Source organism: Shuttleworthella satelles DSM 14600, from assembly GCF_000160115.1.
GTDB classification, from domain to species: domain Bacteria; phylum Bacillota; class Clostridia; order Lachnospirales; family Lachnospiraceae; genus Shuttleworthia; species Shuttleworthia satelles.
In genome coordinates this window covers 967,215-985,657 of the sequence record NZ_GG665866.1, presented here as the reverse complement: position 1 = coordinate 985,657, position 18,443 = coordinate 967,215, and the positions used below count along the sequence as shown (strand labels likewise).

The following is an 18,443-nucleotide window of genomic DNA, read 5'->3' as shown; positions in this document are numbered from 1 at the left end:
AAGTGGAACAAGACAGGAATTGAAGGGGCGGATGGTGAGAAGAGGATACTCTATGCGAACAGTCGGCATCATAGCGGAATACAATCCCTTTCACAGGGGCCATCTCAGGCAGATCCATTACGCCAGAGAGGTCCTCGGCGCCGACCGCGTCCTGGTTGCCATGAGCGGCTTCTTTACCCAGCGCGGAGAACCGGCCCTTCTGCCGGTTCGCGACCGGGCTCATATGGCCCTTGCCGGGGGCGCCGATCTGATTCTCATGCTCCCCGGCCTCTATGCCAGCTCCGCGTCTGTCGATTACGCGCGCGCCGGTGTCCGCCTGCTGGCCGCCAGCGGTCTGGTCGACACCCTTCTCTTCGGGGCTGAGACCGAAGATATGGCTCTCCTGCGCAGGGCAGCCCACTATGAGCGACTCCTCAGCCCCCATACCCGGCCCTGTTCCGGACGCGCAGAAGGGACTGATCGATCATCTGCCCCCGGCGATACGGCGGAGCTCCTCTCTTTCGAGCTTCAGAAAAAACTTCAGGAGGGAATCAGTTACCCGAAAGCGTCCCGCAGACTGATCGCCGAGGCCCTCTATCGGGATCTCTGCTCTCAATCACATGCCAAAAAAGCATCAGGCTCTCTTTCTTCTCCTCTGTCCGTCGATCAAATCGAGCAAATACTCTCCTCGCCAAACAACACTCTGGCCATTGACTATTTGGCCGCGATTGAGGAAGAGAAGCTTTCCTGGAATCTTGCCCTGATCAAACGCGACAGCGACTACCACGGCAGGGATGTCTCGCCCACAGGTACCGCGTCCGCCAGCGCTATACGGTCCAGGCTCTCTGATTTTCACTTTCTTCGCTCGCAGATGCCGCCTTTGGCTGCCGAAATATGTATTGACCGCATCGAGAACCAGCGCTATCTGCTTCCCGGGGATCTCGACTCCGCGTACGCCTGTCTGATCAGCCGGCTTCAAAGTCCATCCGGTAAAAGAGAGATTCTGGATCTGGACAATGAGCTTTGCGCGAGGATCATGGCGCGGGCGGGACAGTTCCGTGGCCTTCGCAGCTTTGTCGAGGACATGATCTCGAACAAATCCTACACCGGCGGCCGTATCTGCCGCGCCCTCTGTCATCTTCTTCTGGACTATCAGTCTGAGGACAAAAAGCTTCTGGAGGAAGTCGGATCCATCCCCTATCTGCAGGTCATCGGTCTTCGAGAAGACGCAGGGCCAATGCTAGGCCAGCTTGGGCAAAGGGCAAGCCGTCCTCTCCTCGTGCGCCACTCCGATTACAGAAAAATGCTTGCATCCGAACAGAATCCCCTGCTGACCCGGGCCATCTCACGCAACTACCAGATGGATCTTCTGGCCGAAGAGATCTACTGCACACAGATGCAGCTGAAGTGCAGGCAAAGGATCCCCCGGATCCACGAGCAGAAGCTCCTGCTTGTGTAGTCCTGATCTCCCAGGCCCTTTCCCATGACAAGGCAATGGAATAAGGCTTCACATGCATTTGCTGTCACAGACCATGAAATACGCGCTGTGAGTATTCCTGAATCAGGAATAGGAAAAACCGCTGTAAGTCCGACACAATGATATGCTCCCCATATGGTAGACATTGGAAATATCCAAAATCCACCATATGAGGAGCATTGTCATGTCGAGAAGGAAGTACACGAAAGAATTCAAGCTTAAGGTATTGAAAGAACATGAGGAGCAGGGAGTATCTTTTTGGAGATTAGGAAAGACCTATGGCATAGAGGCAAGTATCATTAGACGCTGGTGGCATGTCTTTGATGCATGGGGCGAGGAAGGCTTAGAAGCACATAACAGTGATCTGTGCAACTATTCCGCAGATTTTAAGGAGATGGTTGTAAAGGAGTACATGGCCGGAGGAATAACCCGGCAGTCACTTGCAAAAAAACATGGGATTTTGGCACCGAGTACTATCGGAAGCTGGGTGAAGGCATATAATAACCATGAGGAATTGACCGAATCACGTCCGAAAGGTGATTATCTCATGGTTAAAGATAACAAGGGCAGGAAAACGACTCTGGATGAGCGAATAGCGATTGTGGAGCACTGTACTGCCAACGCCATGAACTATGCGCTTACAGCAAAGGAGTATGACTGTTCTTATGGCCAAGTCTATACTTGGGTAAAGAAATATGAAGAACGAGGTGTTGAAGGACTGTATGACCGCCGCGGCCGGAGCAAGCCGATGGAAGAACTGACCGAAACGGAAAGACTTCAAGCAGAAAACAGGCTGCTTAAAGCGCAGACCAAGCAACAGCAAATGGAGATCAACTTCTTAAAAAAACTCAATGCCGTCGAGAGGAGGTGACGCTGAAACGGACACGGCATCTGGATATCTATATCACAATAAAAGAGCTTATCGAGGAACATCCGGATTATCCTGTAAGTCGCTTGTGCAGACTCGGGCATATCACCAGGACTTCATACTACAAATGGAAAAGCAGGCCGGATAATGAAAATGACGTTCTTAACAAGCGTATAGCCGAAAAAGTGAATCAGATCCATGAGGAGCATCCGGATATGGGATACAGGCGTATTCGTGACACGCTGGAGCATGATTACGATATCCGTGTTAACGACAAGCGCGTTCTCCGTATATGCCGAAAAAAGAAGATCCGCTCCATCATAAAACATCGCTATAACTGCTGCACAAAACCGGCCTCTGATCCGGCATACATAGCAGAAAACATTTTGAACAGGGAATTCCATTCTGACAAACTGAATGAAAAATGGGTTACAGACGTCAGTGAATTCAAATATGGCACCGGTGAAGATGAGAGGAAAGGGAAGATTTATCTGAGTGTTATACTGGATCTGTGCGACAGGCGACCAGTTGCTTATGTTTATGGCAATCACAATGATAATTCGCTTGTATTCACAACGTTTAATAAGGCTATAGAGAGCGCTCCAGGAGCAACCCCTATTTTTCATAGTGACAGAGGATACCAATACACATCAAAAGAGTTCCGACAGAAAGTCGTGGACGCAGGGATGACTCAAAGCATGTCAAGAGTGGCGCACTGTATTGATAACGGGCCTATGGAAGGCTTCTGGGGAATCATGAAACGTGAAATGTACTATGGGCGTAAGTTCAGAACGAAAGAAGAACTTCTTAAAGCAATTGAAAAATATATGACCTATTATACGGGCAAACGTGTACAGAGAAAACTGAAAGTCATGACCCCAATGGAATACCATGAAATAAAACTGTTGGGGACAGCATGAAAACTGCCCGGCATTAATGCCGGACAGGAAAACTTTTTTGTTTTTCAATTGTCTACTTGACGGGATGCACACCAAAATTAACTTTTCCCGGGGCTTTCTTATGTCAAAATGCGCTGATTATATGTTACCTTTACATTGAAAAGATGACTTTGAAATCGGAGGCTGGAAGACAAGGCGATCCATCTGAAAAACCTCGGTGAATACCGGCTGGTTTTTTACTCGTCAACACAGTTATCCTTGGACGCCGGTAAAATTTATTTTGACACGCCTATTGCTTTCAAGGGTTGTGGTGTTTAAGATGGTCACAGAGAGCTCCTTTTCTTGTTTTTTTTTGATCTTGACAACCACATTCTACCAGAGATACGAGCTTTTTTTGTTCACCTATCAGATAAAAGAAATAATCGTATCAAATACAGTAGTTATGCTGCTTCCTGCCGCATTTTCCCTGTTGGGATGAATAATTTAGGATAAAGAAGCTATCGGTTCCAGTGAAGCGGTATTCAAGGTTAACCGCTATTACCGCACAGAGAGGATCGCAGAGGAAGAACCGTCGCTGCATCTGGATGGTCTGACGATAGATTCAGTATACGAGAATTTAATCCGTCAAATTGCAGGAGACAGCCTTACCGGCGGCGAAGATACAACGCTAAAGGAAAGCGTCGAACAGCAGAAACAACGAGAGTAGCTGGAAAAGCAGATTGCTGTACTGGAAGCAAAAATGAAGAAAGAGAAGCAACTCAATCGGAAGATGGAGCTGAAGACTGAGATTAAGAAGCTGAGAATAGACTGGGAGGGACTTCATTGAACGATACCCACGATGAATCAAAGAATAATGAGCCTCTGGAAAAGATTGAAGATAATGAAGAAGCGGTATCGGCATTACCATCGTTGTTGTTTAAGAGTATCGGAATGAGCAACAAACTGTATTCTGCTTATCAGCCTTTATTTCAACAGCCAGAGGCTATACAAAAAATGCAGGAAACTCTTTGTTCTATAACAAAGATGACAGAACCAATCGTTGCTGCTCAACGAAATTTTTACAATGAAATTCATAATCCGACTGTGCAGCAAATAATTCAGAATTTCGCAAACATACCACGACTCTATATTGATTTTGACTATAGTCCTATGGTTGTGGGGTTGAAATCCCTGATTGAAAGTGATGCGTTACGAACAAGTGTATTGGCTGCACAGAGAATGTACGATTCTGTAGCAGCGGTATATGATTCCCCGGTGATTAAATGGATTCAATCTTTGGATTTTTCGCCATTGTTTGAGAGCCTGCGGGCTTTCTCACTGCCAGAGATTAAGCCAGATAAAATCAAAAGAATATATCTCTCTGAGATGTATTATGCGCACTGGTTCCCAGGTTCAATTTGGTGTGCCGATATAAAGTTGACATTCGATGTGATTGATATCGTCGGGAGTACGCGCAAAAGCAACAATCGAGTAAAAAAGATTGATCGTGCAATCTATGGATACTATACAAAGCCTGTCATTGAAGGAATGAAAAAAGAATGGCGCGGACTTGATTTGCCGGAATATTTGATGAGAATTCTCCATCAGGCAGTTCAGGCCTATCATCGGAAAGAGTACGCTATTACTGTTATTGTTCTAAGCACTCAATGGGAAGGAATTATATACAGAAAGGCTCATGACAATGGGCGAAAAAGAATAAGCAAGACCAAGGAATATTTTTCAACGCTTGCCTCGCAGAACAATTATTTGGAGATATTCAAGTCATATTACGATGACTTTATCATGTATGACTGCAATTCTCTGGAAGAAACGATTGCAGATGTGCCTGGGAGACATAGTGCAGCACACAGTTTTTATGAAACATATCCAACAAGAAAAGCAGCACTGAATGCAATCCTGTTTACAGATTTTTTGCTGAGACTGAAGCCACTAGAGGAGGAAAACTAACATGGACAAAATGCATATGGAATCCATTGATATGACCGCACAGAATATAGAAAAAATCGGGGCGTTGTTCCCGAACTGCATAACCGAGACTAAGGACGAGAGCGGTAAGCCGAAAAAAGCCATCAATTTTGACCTGCTGCGGCAGATGCTGTCCGGCGATGTGCTTGAGGGTGATGAAGCCTATGAGTTCACCTGGGTGGGAAAAAAGGCTGCCATCGTGGAGGCAAACAAACCCATCCGCAAGACCCTGCGCCCCTGCAAGGAGGAGAGTGTCAACTGGGACAGCACGGAAAACCTCTATATCGAGGGCGATAACCTGGAAGTGCTAAAACTCTTGCAGGAGAGCTATCTCAGCAAGGTAAAGATGATCTATATTGATCCGCCGTACAACACGGGAAATGACTTCATCTATCGGGATGATTTCAAGCAGTCTGTGGCAGACTATGATGAGGATAGTGGTGTGTACGATGAAGACGGCAACCGTATGTTCAAGAACACAGACACCAATGGACGTTTTCATTCGGATTGGTGCAGCATGATTTATTCTCGTCTGATGTTGGCGAGAAATCTGCTTACTGATGATGGCGTTATTTTTATCAGCATTGATGATAACGAGCAGGAAAATTTAAAAAAGTGTTGCAGTGAGGTGTTTGGCGGGCAAAACTTTGTGGCACAGTTGGTATGGGAAAGAGCATATGCTCCTAAAAATGATGCAAAGTTTATATCAAACAGCCATGATTATGTTCTAATGTATGCAAAGAACATAACACGGTTCGTAATTGGAAGATTGCCAAGAACTGTTGAAGCAAATGCACGTTACCAAAATCCTGACAATGATCCACGAGGAGTTTGGAAGCCGAGTGATATGTCAGTAAAAACCTATACAGCGTCTTGTGACTATCCTATTACCGCCCCATCGGGGCGAGTAATAGAGCCTCCAGCAGGTCGCTGCTGGAGTCTCTCTAAAAATGCATTTTTAGAGAGACTCCAGGATAATAGAATTTATTTTGGTGCAGACGGTAACAGTGTACCTTGTATAAAAAGATTTCTGATGGAGTTGAAATATGATGGCATGGCACCGACATCTATTATGTTCTACAAGGATGTGGGGCATAGCCAGGAAGGCGCAAAAGAAGTAACCAATATTATGGATGCCGGGGTATTTGATGGTCCAAAACCTGTTCGTCTTTTGATAAGATTACTGACTTTAGCGAACTTGAAAGGTGATTCTGTGGTTCTGGATTTCTTCTCTGGTTCAGGCACTACAGCACATGCGCTTATGCAATATAATGCCGAAAACAGCAAGCACTGTAAATTTGTAGCCGTTCAATTACCTGAAGAAACTGATATAAATGGAACAGCGTACAAGGCAGGTTACTCCAACATCTGCGAAATCGGCAAGGAGCGCATCCGCCGCGCAGCCAGGAAAATTGCCGAGGAACACCCGGATGCAAAGTTTGACGGCGGTTTCCGTGTCCTAAAGTTGGATGATACCAATATGAAGGATGTATATTACGCCCCTGCGGATTACGAGCAGAATGTTCTCGACCTGCTGGAAAGCAACATCAAGGAAGACCGCACTGACCTTGATCTGCTGTTTGGCTGCCTGTTGGAGTGGGGCTTGCCGCTGTCTCTGCCGTATCAGTCCGAGGACATCGAGGGTTGCACGGTACACAACTACAATGATGGCGACCTGATTGCCTGCTTTGACGAGAATATCCCGGACAGCGTCATTAAGACGATTGCGAAGCGTCAACCGCTGCGTGCGGTATTCCGCGACAGCAGCTTTACCAGCAGTCCGGCAAAAATCAATGTGACACAGATTTTTAAGGAGCTGACACCGGATACTTCTGTGAAAGTACTGTAAGGAGGGGAAGAATATGAGCAAAAACGAAATCTCCCCGATTAACCAAAACTTCCTTGAGAGTGTTTCCGAAGTGTTGGCACAGGCCAGAAAGAAAGCAAAATCTGCCGTTAATCTTGCTATGGTTTATGCCTACTACGAAATCGGCAGAATGATCGTTGAAGAGGAACAGCACGGTCAGAACAGAGCTGCTTATGGAAAACAAATTTTGCAGGAATTGTCAAAATACCTTACTGAGAAATTCGGAAAGGGTTTTTCAGTTGCAAATTTGAAAAACATCCGTCAGTTTTACAGGGTTTATTCCACAGATCAAATTAGCGAAACAGTGTTTAGCCAATTCGAGAACCTTCCAGCAGTCAGCACCGGCAGGAAATTTTATTTGAGCTGGTCGCATTACCTCAAGCTCATGCGGATGGATAATATGGATGAACGGCATTTTTACGAAATTGAATCTGTTAAAAATGACTGGAGTCTCACGGAAATGAAACGGCAATACAATAGTTCGCTCTATGAGCGCATTGCCCTTAGTACCGATAAGGATAAGGCTTATCGCCTGGCACTGGAAGGGCAGAAGGTTGAGACCGCAAAAGATGCCGTCAAAGACCCATATGTGTTGGAATTTCTCGGTTTAAAGGAACTGCCGGAATACTCCGAGAGCGAGCTGGAGAGCCGCATTATCGACAATTTGCAGAAGTTTTTGCTGGAGCTTGGTACTGGTTTTGCATTCATCGGCAGACAGGTTCGGTTCACCTTTGACGAAGAGCATTTTATGGTGGATCTGGTTTTTTATAATCGCCTGCTGCGTTGCTTTGTGCTGTTCGATTTGAAAATCGGCGAATTGAAGCATCAGGATATCGGGCAGATGCAGATGTATGTCCACTACTATGACCGAAAGGTAAAATTGCCGGATGAGAACTCTACAATCGGAATTGTGCTGTGTAGAGACAAGAACAATGCCGTTGTGGAAATGACCCTGCCGGAGGACAATACGCAGATTTTTGCAAGCAAATATGAGACTGTCTTGCCGAGTAAGGAAGCTCTGCAAAAGCTGCTGGAAGAACAGCTGTCGGATGAGAATGGAGACGAAGACGATGAGACTGCGATTTAAACATCAGAAATTTCAGGCTGATGCCGCCAAGGCTGTGGTGGATGTCTTTGCCGGACAGCCGTATCTGACACCCTCCTACATGATGGACAGAGGCAACGGCTATTATCAGCAGTCATTGACCGATGAGGAGGATTTCACCGGTTGGAGCAACCACAAGATCGTACCGGAGCTTTCTGATCGCATCATTCTGGAAAATTTGCAGAAGGTACAGCGGACGAACCAGCTGAAGCCATCACCTAAACTGGAAGGTCACTTCAACCTGACCATTGAGATGGAGACTGGTGTCGGCAAGACCTATACTTACATCAAGACCATGTATGAGCTGAACAAGCATTACGGCTGGAGTAAGTTCATCGTGGTTGTGCCGAGTATCGCTATCCGCGAGGGAGTTTACAAGTCCTTTCAGGTGACGCAGGAGCACTTTGCTGAGGAATATAGCAAGAAGGTACGGTTCTTCGTCTATAACTCTGCTCAGCTGACGGAAATTGACCGATTTGCATCGGATAATTCCATCTGTGCCATGATTATCAACTCTCAGGCCTTCAATGCCAGAGGTAAGGACGCAAGACGCATCAGCATGAGGCTGGATGAGTTCCGTTCCCGCCGTCCGATTGATATCATAGCCAAGACGAATCCGATTCTGATTATTGATGAACCTCAGTCCGTAGAGGGTAAGCAAACCAAGGAGAACCTGAAGCAGTTCAATCCCCTGCTGACTCTGCGTTATTCCGCAACCCATAAAAGCGACAGTATCTACAACATGGTCTACCGTCTGGACGCTATGGAAGCCTACAATAAACGGCTGGTAAAGAAAATCGCGGTGAAGGGTATCTCTGAATCCGGAAGCACAGCCACGGAGAGCTACATTTATTTGGAGAACATTAACCTCTCGAAAGCTGCGCCTACGGCAACAATTCAGTTTGATGTTAAGGGAGCAAGCGGTACCCGTAAGGTTACTCGCACTGTTTCCGAGGGATTCAATCTGTATGATAATTCCGGCAACATGGAGGAGTATAAGCAGAACTTTGTGGTATCTCGCATCGACGGCCGGGATGATTCCGTGGAATTTTTGAACGGTATCAAAATCTATGCCGGTGATGTCATCGGCAAGGTCAGCGAGGATCAACTGCGTCGCATTCAGATTCGAGAAACGATTTTGTCCCATATCCAGAGGGAGCGAGAGTTATTTTACAAGGGCATCAAGGTGCTGTCGTTGTTCTTTATTGATGAGGTGGCAAAATATCGCCTCTATGATGAAGCCGGTCAGGGAACAGATGGCATATACGCGCAGATGTTTGTGGAAGAGTATAACGATATTATCGGCAATTTGCAGATCGGTATTGGCGAGGATGACTATATCAAGTATTTGCATGCGATTCCCGCTGAGAAGACCCATGCCGGATATTTTTCCATCGACAAAAAGGGTAAGATGATTGACTCCAAGGTGGGACGTAAGCAAACCACGACGGATGATGTAGATGCCTATGAGCTGATTATGAAGAACAAGGAGCTGCTGCTGGATCGCGATCCGAAGCGCTCTCCGGTTCGTTTTATCTTCTCCCATTCTGCCCTGCGGGAAGGTTGGGATAATCCGAATGTATTCCAGATCTGTACTTTGAAGCAGAGCAGCAGTGAAGTACGCAAGCGTCAGGAGGTAGGTCGCGGCCTGCGTCTGTGCGTCAATCAGGACGGTGAGCGCATGGACACTAATGTGCTGGGTGAAGATGTACAGAATGTCAATGTGCTGACCGTTGTCGCCAGCGAAAGCTATGACAGCTTTGCTAAGGGCTTGCAGACGGAAATCGCAGAGGCAGTGGCGGATCGTCCCCGTGCTGTTACAGCAGACCTGTTTGTAGGCAAGGTGATTGAAGACGATAAGGGCAATGAGCAGGTTGTGGATCAGGATACCGCAAGAGCTATTCATTTCGATTTGATCGTGAACGGCTACATTGACAGGAAAGGTAATCTCACGGATAAATACTATGCCGATAAGGCCAACAATGAAATCAAGATTGCGGAGGAAGTGGCAGATTCGTCTGCTTCTGTCATTGAAATCATTGACTCCATTTATGACGGAAAGTCCATGATGCCTGAAAACGCGCGCAGTAATAATGTGGAGCTGCATGTGGATGAAAACAAGCTTACTATGCCGGAATTTAAAGCATTGTGGGCGAAAATTAATGCCAAATCCACCTATGTGGTTGACTTCGATACCGATGAGCTGATTCATAAGGCGATTCAGTCCCTGGATCGGAAACTTCGTGTATCTAAAATCATCTTCAAGGTGGAAACTGGAATCATGGAGAAGATTAAATCCAAGGAAGAGCTTATATCCGGAGTTTCTTTTTTGAGGGAAGAGTCTGTAAGCTATGGCCACACCATTACTGCCAGCTCCAATGTGAAATATGACTTGATTGGAAAGTTCGTGGAAGAGACAGGGCTTACACGCAAGGCAGTCGTTCAGATTTTGAAGGGTATTCAGCCGAGTGTATTTGGTCAGTTTAAGGATAACCCTGAAGAGTTCATTATCAAGGCGGCAGCCCTTATCAATGATGAAAAGGCAACGGCAATCATTGAGCACATTACATATGATGTCATGGATGACCATTACGGCACCGATGTATTTACTGATCCGACCATCAAGGGACGTCTTGGTGTGAATGCCATGAAGGCGAAGAAGCATCTGTATGACCATATCGTATACGATTCCAGCAACGAGCAGAAGTTTGCAACAGAGCTGGATACGAATACCAATGTGGCGGTATATGTGAAGCTCCCGGATGGATTCTATATCTCCACACCGGTTGGGCACTATAACCCTGACTGGGCGATTGCGTTCTATGAAGGCACAGTGAAGCATATATACTTTGTTGCGGAAACAAAGGGCTCAATGAATTCAATGCAGCTTAGACTAATCGAGGAATCAAAGATTCACTGTGCCAGAGAGCACTTTAAGGCAATCAGTAACGGAGATGTTGTTTACGATGTGGTAGACAGCTATCAGAGCCTGTTGGATTTGGTGACAAAGTAAAAAATGGCAACGATTGAGCAAAAAATGCCTGCGTAACTTATTAGTAACACGGAATGATGAATATATGTTGACAATCTCGAGATCAAAGGATATAGTAAGCGACAAACCAGTGAGGAAGAAATAGTAGGAATGCCTCGATTCTTTCAAGAGAGCCGCCGATGGTGTGATGGCGACAGGAATTGTATTCTGAATGGGCTTCTGAGGGCGAGCCGAACGGGTAACTCAGTAGGTGAGACGGAGCAGGATCTCCGTGATCAAGATCCCGCATATGTTCGTATGCATGAGTGGGCGCGAAGGATTCGCGTCAAATAGGGTGGCACCGCAGGAGTACAGGCTCTTGTCCCTACGTATCGTAGTGGACGAGGGCTTTTTTATAATCATTTGATACCTGTTGTGTGCTTTGCTCCGCGGAAGACTCATGGTTATAAAATGCCTGTGGATTCTCATCGATCCCCTGCATCCGTTCACGCGGTATGACACAGGTTTGCGGACGCAGATGTCCGGCATTCGATCTGATAGCAGATCGAGGAAAGGAGACACAATGGCAAGGAGCAAGACACCCTACAAGACCTATCTGGAAGAAAATGAGATCCCTAAGGCATGGTATAACCTGCGTGCCGACATGAAGAATAAGCCGGCGCCCCTTTTGAATCCGGGCACATTAAAGCCCATGACTGCTGATGAGCTCTCCGGTGTCTTCTGCCGGGAATTAGCTGAGCAGGAGTTAAATAACACGGATCGAGAGATTGCCATTCCGGATGAAATCTATCATTTCTATAAGATGTATCGCCCGTCGCCGCTGGTTCACGCTGAATTTCTGGAGAAGGCTCTGGATACGCCGGCGCATATTTTCTATAAATTCGAGGGAAACAACACATCCGGCAGTCATAAGCTGAATTCCGCAATCGCCCAGGCTTATTATGCCAAGAAGCAGGGACTGAAAGGGGTTACAACAGAAACCGGAGCGGGCCAGTGGGGGACAGCTCTCTCGATGGCATGCGCTTTCTTTGGCCTTGACTGCAAGGTATATATGGTCAAGGTCTCCTATGAGCAGAAGCCCTTCCGAAGAGAGGTCATGCGGACCTATGGCGCAAGCGTTATTCCATCCCCCTCTGATCTGACGGAAGTAGGGAGGAAGATCCTTGCAGATCATCCGGGGACAAGCGGCTCTCTTGGCTGCGCAATTTCTGAAGCTGTTGAGGTTGCGGTTCAGTCTGAGGGTTATCGCTATGTGCTGGGATCTGTCTTAAATCAGGTCGTGCTTCATCAGAGTATCATTGGTCTGGAGACCAAGGCGGCACTGGACAAGTTGGGTGTCAAGCCGGATGTGATCATTGGCTGCGCGGGCGGCGGATCGAACCTGGGCGGATTGATTGCTCCCTTTGTGGGAGAGAAGCTGCGAGGAGAGGCGGATTATGATATTGTCGCAGTCGAGCCGGCTTCCTGTCCGTCGCTGACCCGGGGCAGATATGTCTATGATTTCTGTGACACCGGTATGGTGACACCGATTGCCAAGATGTATACTTTGGGGCATGATTTCATTCCATCCCCCAATCATGCGGGGGGACTGCGCTATCATGGAATGAGTCCCGTTCTGTCTCAGCTCTATCATGACGGATATATGAGGGCGGTCTCCGTTGAGCAGACTTCTGTATTTGAGGCCGCAGAGCTCTTTGCCCGTACGGAGGGAATTCTTCCGGCGCCGGAGTCCAGCCATGCCATCCGCGCGGCGATCAATGAGGCGCTTCGCTGCAAAGAGACAGGAGAAGAGAAAAATATCGTATTTGGCCTGACAGGCACCGGCTATTTTGATATGAAGGCATACGAATCCTATAATGACGGGAAGATGGCAGACTATATTCCAACCGATGAGGATCTGCAGAGAGGTTTCGCGTCGATTCCGGCATTTGACCTGTAAGATCTCTTATCTTGTTTTTCGATAGTGAGCCGGTGACATCCCATACTTTCGCTTGAAAGAAACGGAAAAATAGCTTCGGCTTTCCATTCCGACCGCTGCCGCCACTTCTGTGACGGCGGCGGTTGTTTCTTTGAGCATACGGGCGGCTCTTGCCAGTCTTTTCTCACGGATATAGGCACTCAGAGGGATCTTCATTTCCCGCTGGAATTTATCGGAGAAATAGTAAGGGCTGTAGCCGGATATGGGGGCAAGATTCGCAGCAGTCAGGACAGATGAGAGATGGGCTTCAATATAATGACATACTTCCAGGATTTCATGGGAGATCCCGGCAGAGTTTCGGATCAGATAGATCCGCTGCACAAAGTCATCCAGGAAATCGAAGATCGCCGCCTGAACTTCTTCAATATCCTGGCTTTGTTCCAGACTGTCCAGATAACGGTCATTCATATCGTAGGCAATATCTGCCGGGAGTCCACCCTCAATTGCGGCCCGGCTGACCAGAGCCAACAGGGTGATCCCGTTGTCTTGCGCAAGCCGTAAGGGAGGAACATTCATGGATTTGATCCCGCTGCTGAGGCGCATACTGTGGGACAGAAGCTGCTTGTAATCAAGATTCCCGTTTCGAATGCTGTCCAGCAGAAGAAGCTCACTCTGGCGGATTCCGCTGTGACTGGTCTGATAGGAGGATCTGGCCTCTCCCAGAACCATTTGTGTCAGGAGTTCCTTCTCAGAAGCCTTCCGGGAAGCCTTAGGAGAATATTGCTTGCCGGCAGACAGGATGCGGATAGAAGTGGGGGGAAGAGTCTGATGCGTCAGGAGACGGTGAAGCTGGATGGCTAGGGTAAAGAGGGCATCCTGGGAGACGGAGGGAATCTCATCGAAGGCAGTCAGCATTTGCCGCTGGATATGGGGAGACAGGTCATAGGACTGGAGTCCCTTACGCAGGAGGTGCGTCGAGAGATTCCCGCTGAGATAAGGACCTAGAAACCAGATGCGGTTGACGGCGGTCTGTGAAGAGGGGGAGGAGTCCGTCTGCGTCCTTGTTGGATTCTCCGGTGCAGGTGAAAGCGGCTCAAAGGCGGCGATCCATCGAATGCCGACGCGGTACTCCAGGATCAGGGGGGACAGCTGTCCCTGGCTTTTGCGAAGAAGGAGCTGACTGAGAATGTACTCGTCTGAGAAATAGCGGGGACGGAGAACTGCGTTTGGTGTGAGGGCATTTTCTTCTTCCAGCTGATCGTCATAAGACCAGAGAGAAGCGGGATAACTTGCCTGAACCATATCGTTGAAGAAGGAAATTTTTGCCAGAAGGGGATCATTCATGATTGCCTCCGAACCAGACAGAATATACAAAAAACAGAGCTGAGTTTTGGGTAAACCGCCAAATTAATTTTGACGAATATAATAACATTATAGCGAATTTTAGAACGTAGTCTATGAATTGCCTTTCTATAATCTATTTGAAGATGACATCGAGCCGTCCGCAGGGATGCTCCTGATGAGAGCAAAGATATTTTCAAGAAATGAGGGAGGAAAAGCAATGAGTGAAGTATTACAGGCAGAAGGAGAAAAGAGACCGGTCTATCGAAGGGCCAGGACAGCACAGGTGATTTTGTTTGCCATGAATGCCCTGATGAGTATGGGGGTCTATTCCCTGGTCGGACTGGCCAGTTATTCCGCCAACATCGGCTATGGAATTGCAACGCTGACGGTTGGCTATATTCTGACCTTCACCCGTATTTTTGACGCGATTACAGATCCGCTTATGGCATTTGTCTATGACCGGGTCAATACCAGATACGGGAAAATCCGTGTGCTAGTTATTTGTGGCTGGTGTATTGAGGCTTTTGCCCTGCTTTTTCTGTTCAACTTTGCATCCGGCAAAGGTCATGGAATCCCAATTTTTATTCTTTTGTATATGCTCTATGTAGTCGGCTATACCTGCGTCAACATGACAGTGCAGACCATACCGGCTCTGCTCTCCAATGACCCCAAACAGCGGCCCATGATCGGCGTCTGGCAGGCGGCCTTCCAGTATGTGGTGCCCATGGCTCTGATGGTGGTCTTAAATGTTGTTCTCCTGCCAAAATTTGGAGGGAAATACAATCAGGCTTTCCTGGCGGCAGCCTGCTATGTGTGCCTGGCGGTTACCTTTCTTGGGATGGTGGCGGTTTGCCTCTCGGTTCGCAAGATTGATATCCCGGAGAATTTCGCCGGGCTGACAGAGAAGAGAGAAAAGCTGAAGCTTCGCGACATGGCTGAGGTTTTAGCTCATAACAATCCGCTCAAATGCTATATTGCGGCGGCAGCGTCCGATAAGATCGCCCAGCAGACTTCCTCGCAGGCGATTGTCAGCACGCTGATGTTCGGTATTGTGATTGGCAATATGAGCATGTCCACCATGCTGGGAGTTGTCAGTATGCTCCCCTCTATTATCTTTGGATTCTTCGGGGCCAAATATGCGGGCAAGCATGGCAATAAGGAGGCGACCGTCACCTGGGCCAAGATCTGCCTGGCGGTGACGGCTCTGATGATTGTTTTTCTTGCGCTGAGCGATACGCGCCGGATTGCTGTCATGATGAGCATTCCGATGATTCTGTATCTTGCTCTGGATCTGCTGGGAAATGGGTCTAAGATGTGTGTTACGATGGCCAATACGGCATTTATGGCAGATATCATTGACTATGAACTGAATCGCAGCGGAAAGTATATTCCAGCGGTTGTGACAGGAACATACAGTCTGATTGACAAGATCGTATCTTCCTTCAGCGCTGCGATTGCGGCAGGCGGAGTAGCCGTGATCGGGTATACGACTGTAATGCCTCAGCCGGGAGATAAACTGACCTCTTCTGTTTTGTGGATGTGTATTATCCTTCGCTATGGTCTGTCGATGCTTGGTTGGGTCTGCACTTTGATCGCCATGCATTTCTGCAAGCTGGACAAGGCTTCTATGGTTCAGATTCAGAAGGATATTGCAGATAAGAGAGCGGCGCTGGCTAAAAGAAACGCAGTGGGAGCAGCAGGGAGGAATTGATATGTCGTCTGTAGATATTTGTGAGAATTGGAAATTCATTAAGTTCGCTTCCTCAGCACAGGATGCGGCGATCAGAGCAGTCATGCCAGAGGCTGAGACGGTCAGCCTTCCGCATACCTGGAATGCGGTTGACGGACAGGATGGCGGCAATGATTATTATCGCGGCAAGTGCTGGTACGTGCGCGCCCTGCAGGCTGAAGAAATACCGTTATACGAGAATGGCCGCGTCTACCTGGAATTTGAGGGGGCGGCCTATACGGCGGAGGTCTATGTCAATGGGGCGTGCAAATGCCATCATGAGAATGGCTTTTCGACTTTTCGAATTGATATCACGGAGGAGCTTCTGAAGACAGAGACACTGGAAATCGTTGTTTCCTGCGAGAATGGGGACAGTGACCGCGTCTATCCGCAGCAGGCTGATTTTACTTTCTACGGCGGTCTCTATCGGGCAGTGAGGGTTCTTAGCCTGCCTCTGGTTCACTTCGACCGGGACTATTTCGGCTCCTGCGGATTGAAGGTCACTCCCCTGCTGGATCTGGACCTGGGATACGCGGATGTGACTCTGGAGACCTGGGTTAAACAGGGAACATCTGCGGCTTTTGGTCAGAAAGTCCGCTTTCAGATTATGGATGGAGAGGGACAGGCGATTCTGAAAGAGGAAGTCAGAACGGATGAGAGCGGACACGCGATCTGCACGGTGAGGATTGAAAATGCCCGCCGCTGGGAGGGAATCAAAGATCCCTATTTATATACGGTTGTGGCGGCTCTTGCGGATGAGACCCTTTCTGAAAAGTTCGGCTGCCGAACTTTTGATATTGATCCGCAGAAGGGCTTTCTCTTAAATGGCCATCCCTATCCACTGCGAGGTGTCTCTATGCATCAGGACGTCAAGGGAATGGGCAATGCCATTACAAAAGCAGTCCTGGATCAGAATATGGCCTTCGTCAGGGAGATTGGAGCCAATACCCTGCGGCTGGCTCACTATCAGCACGCCCAGTACTTCTATGACCTGTGCGACCGTGAGGGAATTGTGGTCTGGGCTGAGATTCCTTTTATTACCATGTTCATGCCAAAGGGCCGGGAGTGTACCCTGCAGATGATGCGGGAACTGATTGCCCAGAATTACAACCACGCCTCTATTGCTGTCTGGGGTCTGTCCAATGAGATAACGGTGGCAAGTGCCGTGAATGAAGAACTGCTGGATAATCACAGGGCCTTAAATAACTTAGCCCATGCCATGGATCCGACCAGAAAGACGACGATGGCTAATGTCTTCATGTTAGAGACCGATTCTCCCCTGCTTGAGGTGCCGGATGTCAACAGCTACAATCTTTACTTCGGCTGGTACGTGGGAGAGCTGGAAGAGGCGGATCATTTCTTCGATGCATTTCACCAGGACCATCCGCAGATGGCAATCGGATATTCCGAGTACGGCGCGGATGCCAACCCGGCTTACCAGGCGGAAGATCCCGTCAGAAGCGATTATACGGAGGGATATCAGGCTCTCTATCACGAACACAATCTGGCGATGATCCAGGCACGTCCCTGGCTCTGGGCGACCCATGTCTGGAACCTCTTTGACTTTGCCGCCGATGGACGTGATGAGGGCGGCAGGCACGGAGAGAACCAGAAGGGGCTGGTGACCTTTGACCGAAGCTATCGAAAGGATGCCTTCTACCTTTACAAGGCAGCCTGGAACAAGAGGGAACCTTTTGTGCATCTCTGTGGCAAAAAATACGAGAATCGCGAGAGCGATGAGACGAAGATTACGGTTTATTCCAACCAACCCCGGGTTGCGCTCTATGTGAATGGGAACAAGGTCGCTGAGCAAAGGGGAAATACTGTTTTTCACTTTGTTATCCCCAATGTCGGGAGCCAGTGGATTGCAGCCAGAGGATTCGGAGACATTGAAGGCGGAGCAGCTTGTGGCCAGCCGACGGTAGACGGGATGCGGATTCATAAGGTGGATGGGAAGGATGCAGACTATATCTTCAATTCTTCTCTCGGATCGGTTGATAACTGGTTCGATGCGGAAGAAATCGATCCGGATTTCTGGTCCGTTTGGGATAAGCTGGGCGAGATCCGCGAGGATCCGCAGGCAGGGGCTGTCGTCAATACCATGATGGAGCAGGCTTCTGCCAGCCGGGGAGATGTGGCGGACAGTGTCAAGGATAACCCCGCTTTACAGAAGATGCTGGGGCGGATGACTATGGTTTCTCTCCTGAAGCAGGGCGGAGTTGGTGAGGAAGCGGTGAAGCAGTTAAATCGTGTCCTGCAGGGAATTCCAAAGAAGAAATCTTGAGTTAAGGAAGTGGCGG

At 48.3% G+C, this 18,443-nt stretch carries 12 protein-coding genes and 1 other annotated feature; of the genes, 11 read left to right on the top strand and 1 reads right to left on the bottom strand.

What is annotated here, in order from left to right:
* Nucleotides 1–52 precede the first annotated feature (52 nt).
* From GCWU000342_RS04415 to GCWU000342_RS04380, 9 genes are all read left to right on the top strand, one after another.
* Complete coding sequence (locus GCWU000342_RS04415; protein ID WP_006906088.1) at nucleotides 53–1,438, top strand: nucleotidyltransferase family protein; 1,386 nt, start codon at nucleotides 53–55, stop codon at nucleotides 1,436–1,438.
* Between the two features lie 202 nt (nucleotides 1,439–1,640).
* Complete coding sequence (locus tag GCWU000342_RS04410; protein WP_045000311.1) at nucleotides 1,641–2,327, top strand: helix-turn-helix domain-containing protein; 687 nt, start codon at nucleotides 1,641–1,643, stop codon at nucleotides 2,325–2,327.
* A complete protein-coding gene (locus GCWU000342_RS04405) occupies nucleotides 2,324–3,244 on the top strand; it encodes an IS3 family transposase (RefSeq protein WP_006906085.1) in 921 nt (306 codons plus the stop codon). The genes GCWU000342_RS04410 and GCWU000342_RS04405 overlap by 4 nt, the downstream gene beginning before the upstream one ends.
* Before the next feature lie 685 nt (nucleotides 3,245–3,929).
* A complete protein-coding gene (locus GCWU000342_RS11045; RefSeq protein ID WP_408640211.1) occupies nucleotides 3,930–4,049 on the top strand; it encodes a hypothetical protein in 120 nt (39 codons plus the stop codon).
* On the top strand, nucleotides 4,046–5,170 hold the full coding sequence (locus GCWU000342_RS04400) for a hypothetical protein (RefSeq protein ID WP_006906081.1): 1,125 nt from the start codon (nucleotides 4,046–4,048) through the stop codon (nucleotides 5,168–5,170). Before GCWU000342_RS11045 ends, GCWU000342_RS04400 begins: the two co-directional genes overlap by 4 nt.
* Nucleotide 5,171: 1 nt before the next feature.
* Nucleotides 5,172–7,037, top strand: coding sequence for a site-specific DNA-methyltransferase (locus GCWU000342_RS04395; RefSeq protein ID WP_006906080.1), 1,866 nt, complete (start codon nucleotides 5,172–5,174; stop codon nucleotides 7,035–7,037).
* 13 nt (nucleotides 7,038–7,050) lie between these two features.
* Nucleotides 7,051–8,142: a PDDEXK nuclease domain-containing protein gene (locus GCWU000342_RS04390; protein WP_006906079.1), complete on the top strand. Its 1,092-nt coding sequence runs from the start codon at nucleotides 7,051–7,053 to the stop codon at nucleotides 8,140–8,142.
* Nucleotides 8,126–11,173: a type III restriction-modification system endonuclease gene (locus GCWU000342_RS04385; RefSeq protein ID WP_045000681.1), complete on the top strand. Its 3,048-nt coding sequence runs from the start codon at nucleotides 8,126–8,128 to the stop codon at nucleotides 11,171–11,173. Before GCWU000342_RS04390 ends, GCWU000342_RS04385 begins: the two co-directional genes overlap by 17 nt.
* 100 nt (nucleotides 11,174–11,273) lie before the next feature.
* Nucleotides 11,274–11,521 (top strand) — a binding site (T-box leader).
* 193 nt (nucleotides 11,522–11,714) lie between these two features.
* The gene (locus GCWU000342_RS04380) at nucleotides 11,715–13,091 is read left to right on the top strand and encodes a TrpB-like pyridoxal phosphate-dependent enzyme (RefSeq protein ID WP_045000308.1); all 1,377 of its coding nucleotides are present in this window, start codon (nucleotides 11,715–11,717) and stop codon (nucleotides 13,089–13,091) included.
* Nucleotides 13,092–13,097: 6 nt separating this feature from the next.
* On the opposite strand, the gene GCWU000342_RS04375 is transcribed toward GCWU000342_RS04380, so the two are convergent.
* A complete protein-coding gene (locus tag GCWU000342_RS04375; protein ID WP_006906076.1) occupies nucleotides 13,098–14,414 on the bottom strand; it encodes a helix-turn-helix transcriptional regulator in 1,317 nt (438 codons plus the stop codon).
* A 217-nt stretch (nucleotides 14,415–14,631) separates the two neighbouring features.
* On the opposite strand from GCWU000342_RS04375, the gene GCWU000342_RS04370 reads away from it, so the two are divergent.
* Nucleotides 14,632–16,125 carry an MFS transporter gene (locus tag GCWU000342_RS04370; protein WP_045000306.1) on the top strand — a complete coding sequence of 498 codons (1,494 nt, stop codon included), beginning with the start codon at nucleotides 14,632–14,634 and terminating at the stop codon, nucleotides 16,123–16,125.
* A gap of 1 nt (nucleotide 16,126) precedes the next feature.
* Nucleotides 16,127–18,427, top strand: a complete 2,301-nt coding sequence (locus tag GCWU000342_RS04365) for a glycoside hydrolase family 2 protein (RefSeq protein ID WP_006906074.1) — start codon at nucleotides 16,127–16,129, stop codon at nucleotides 18,425–18,427.
* The last annotated feature ends 16 nt before the right edge of the window (nucleotides 18,428–18,443 follow it).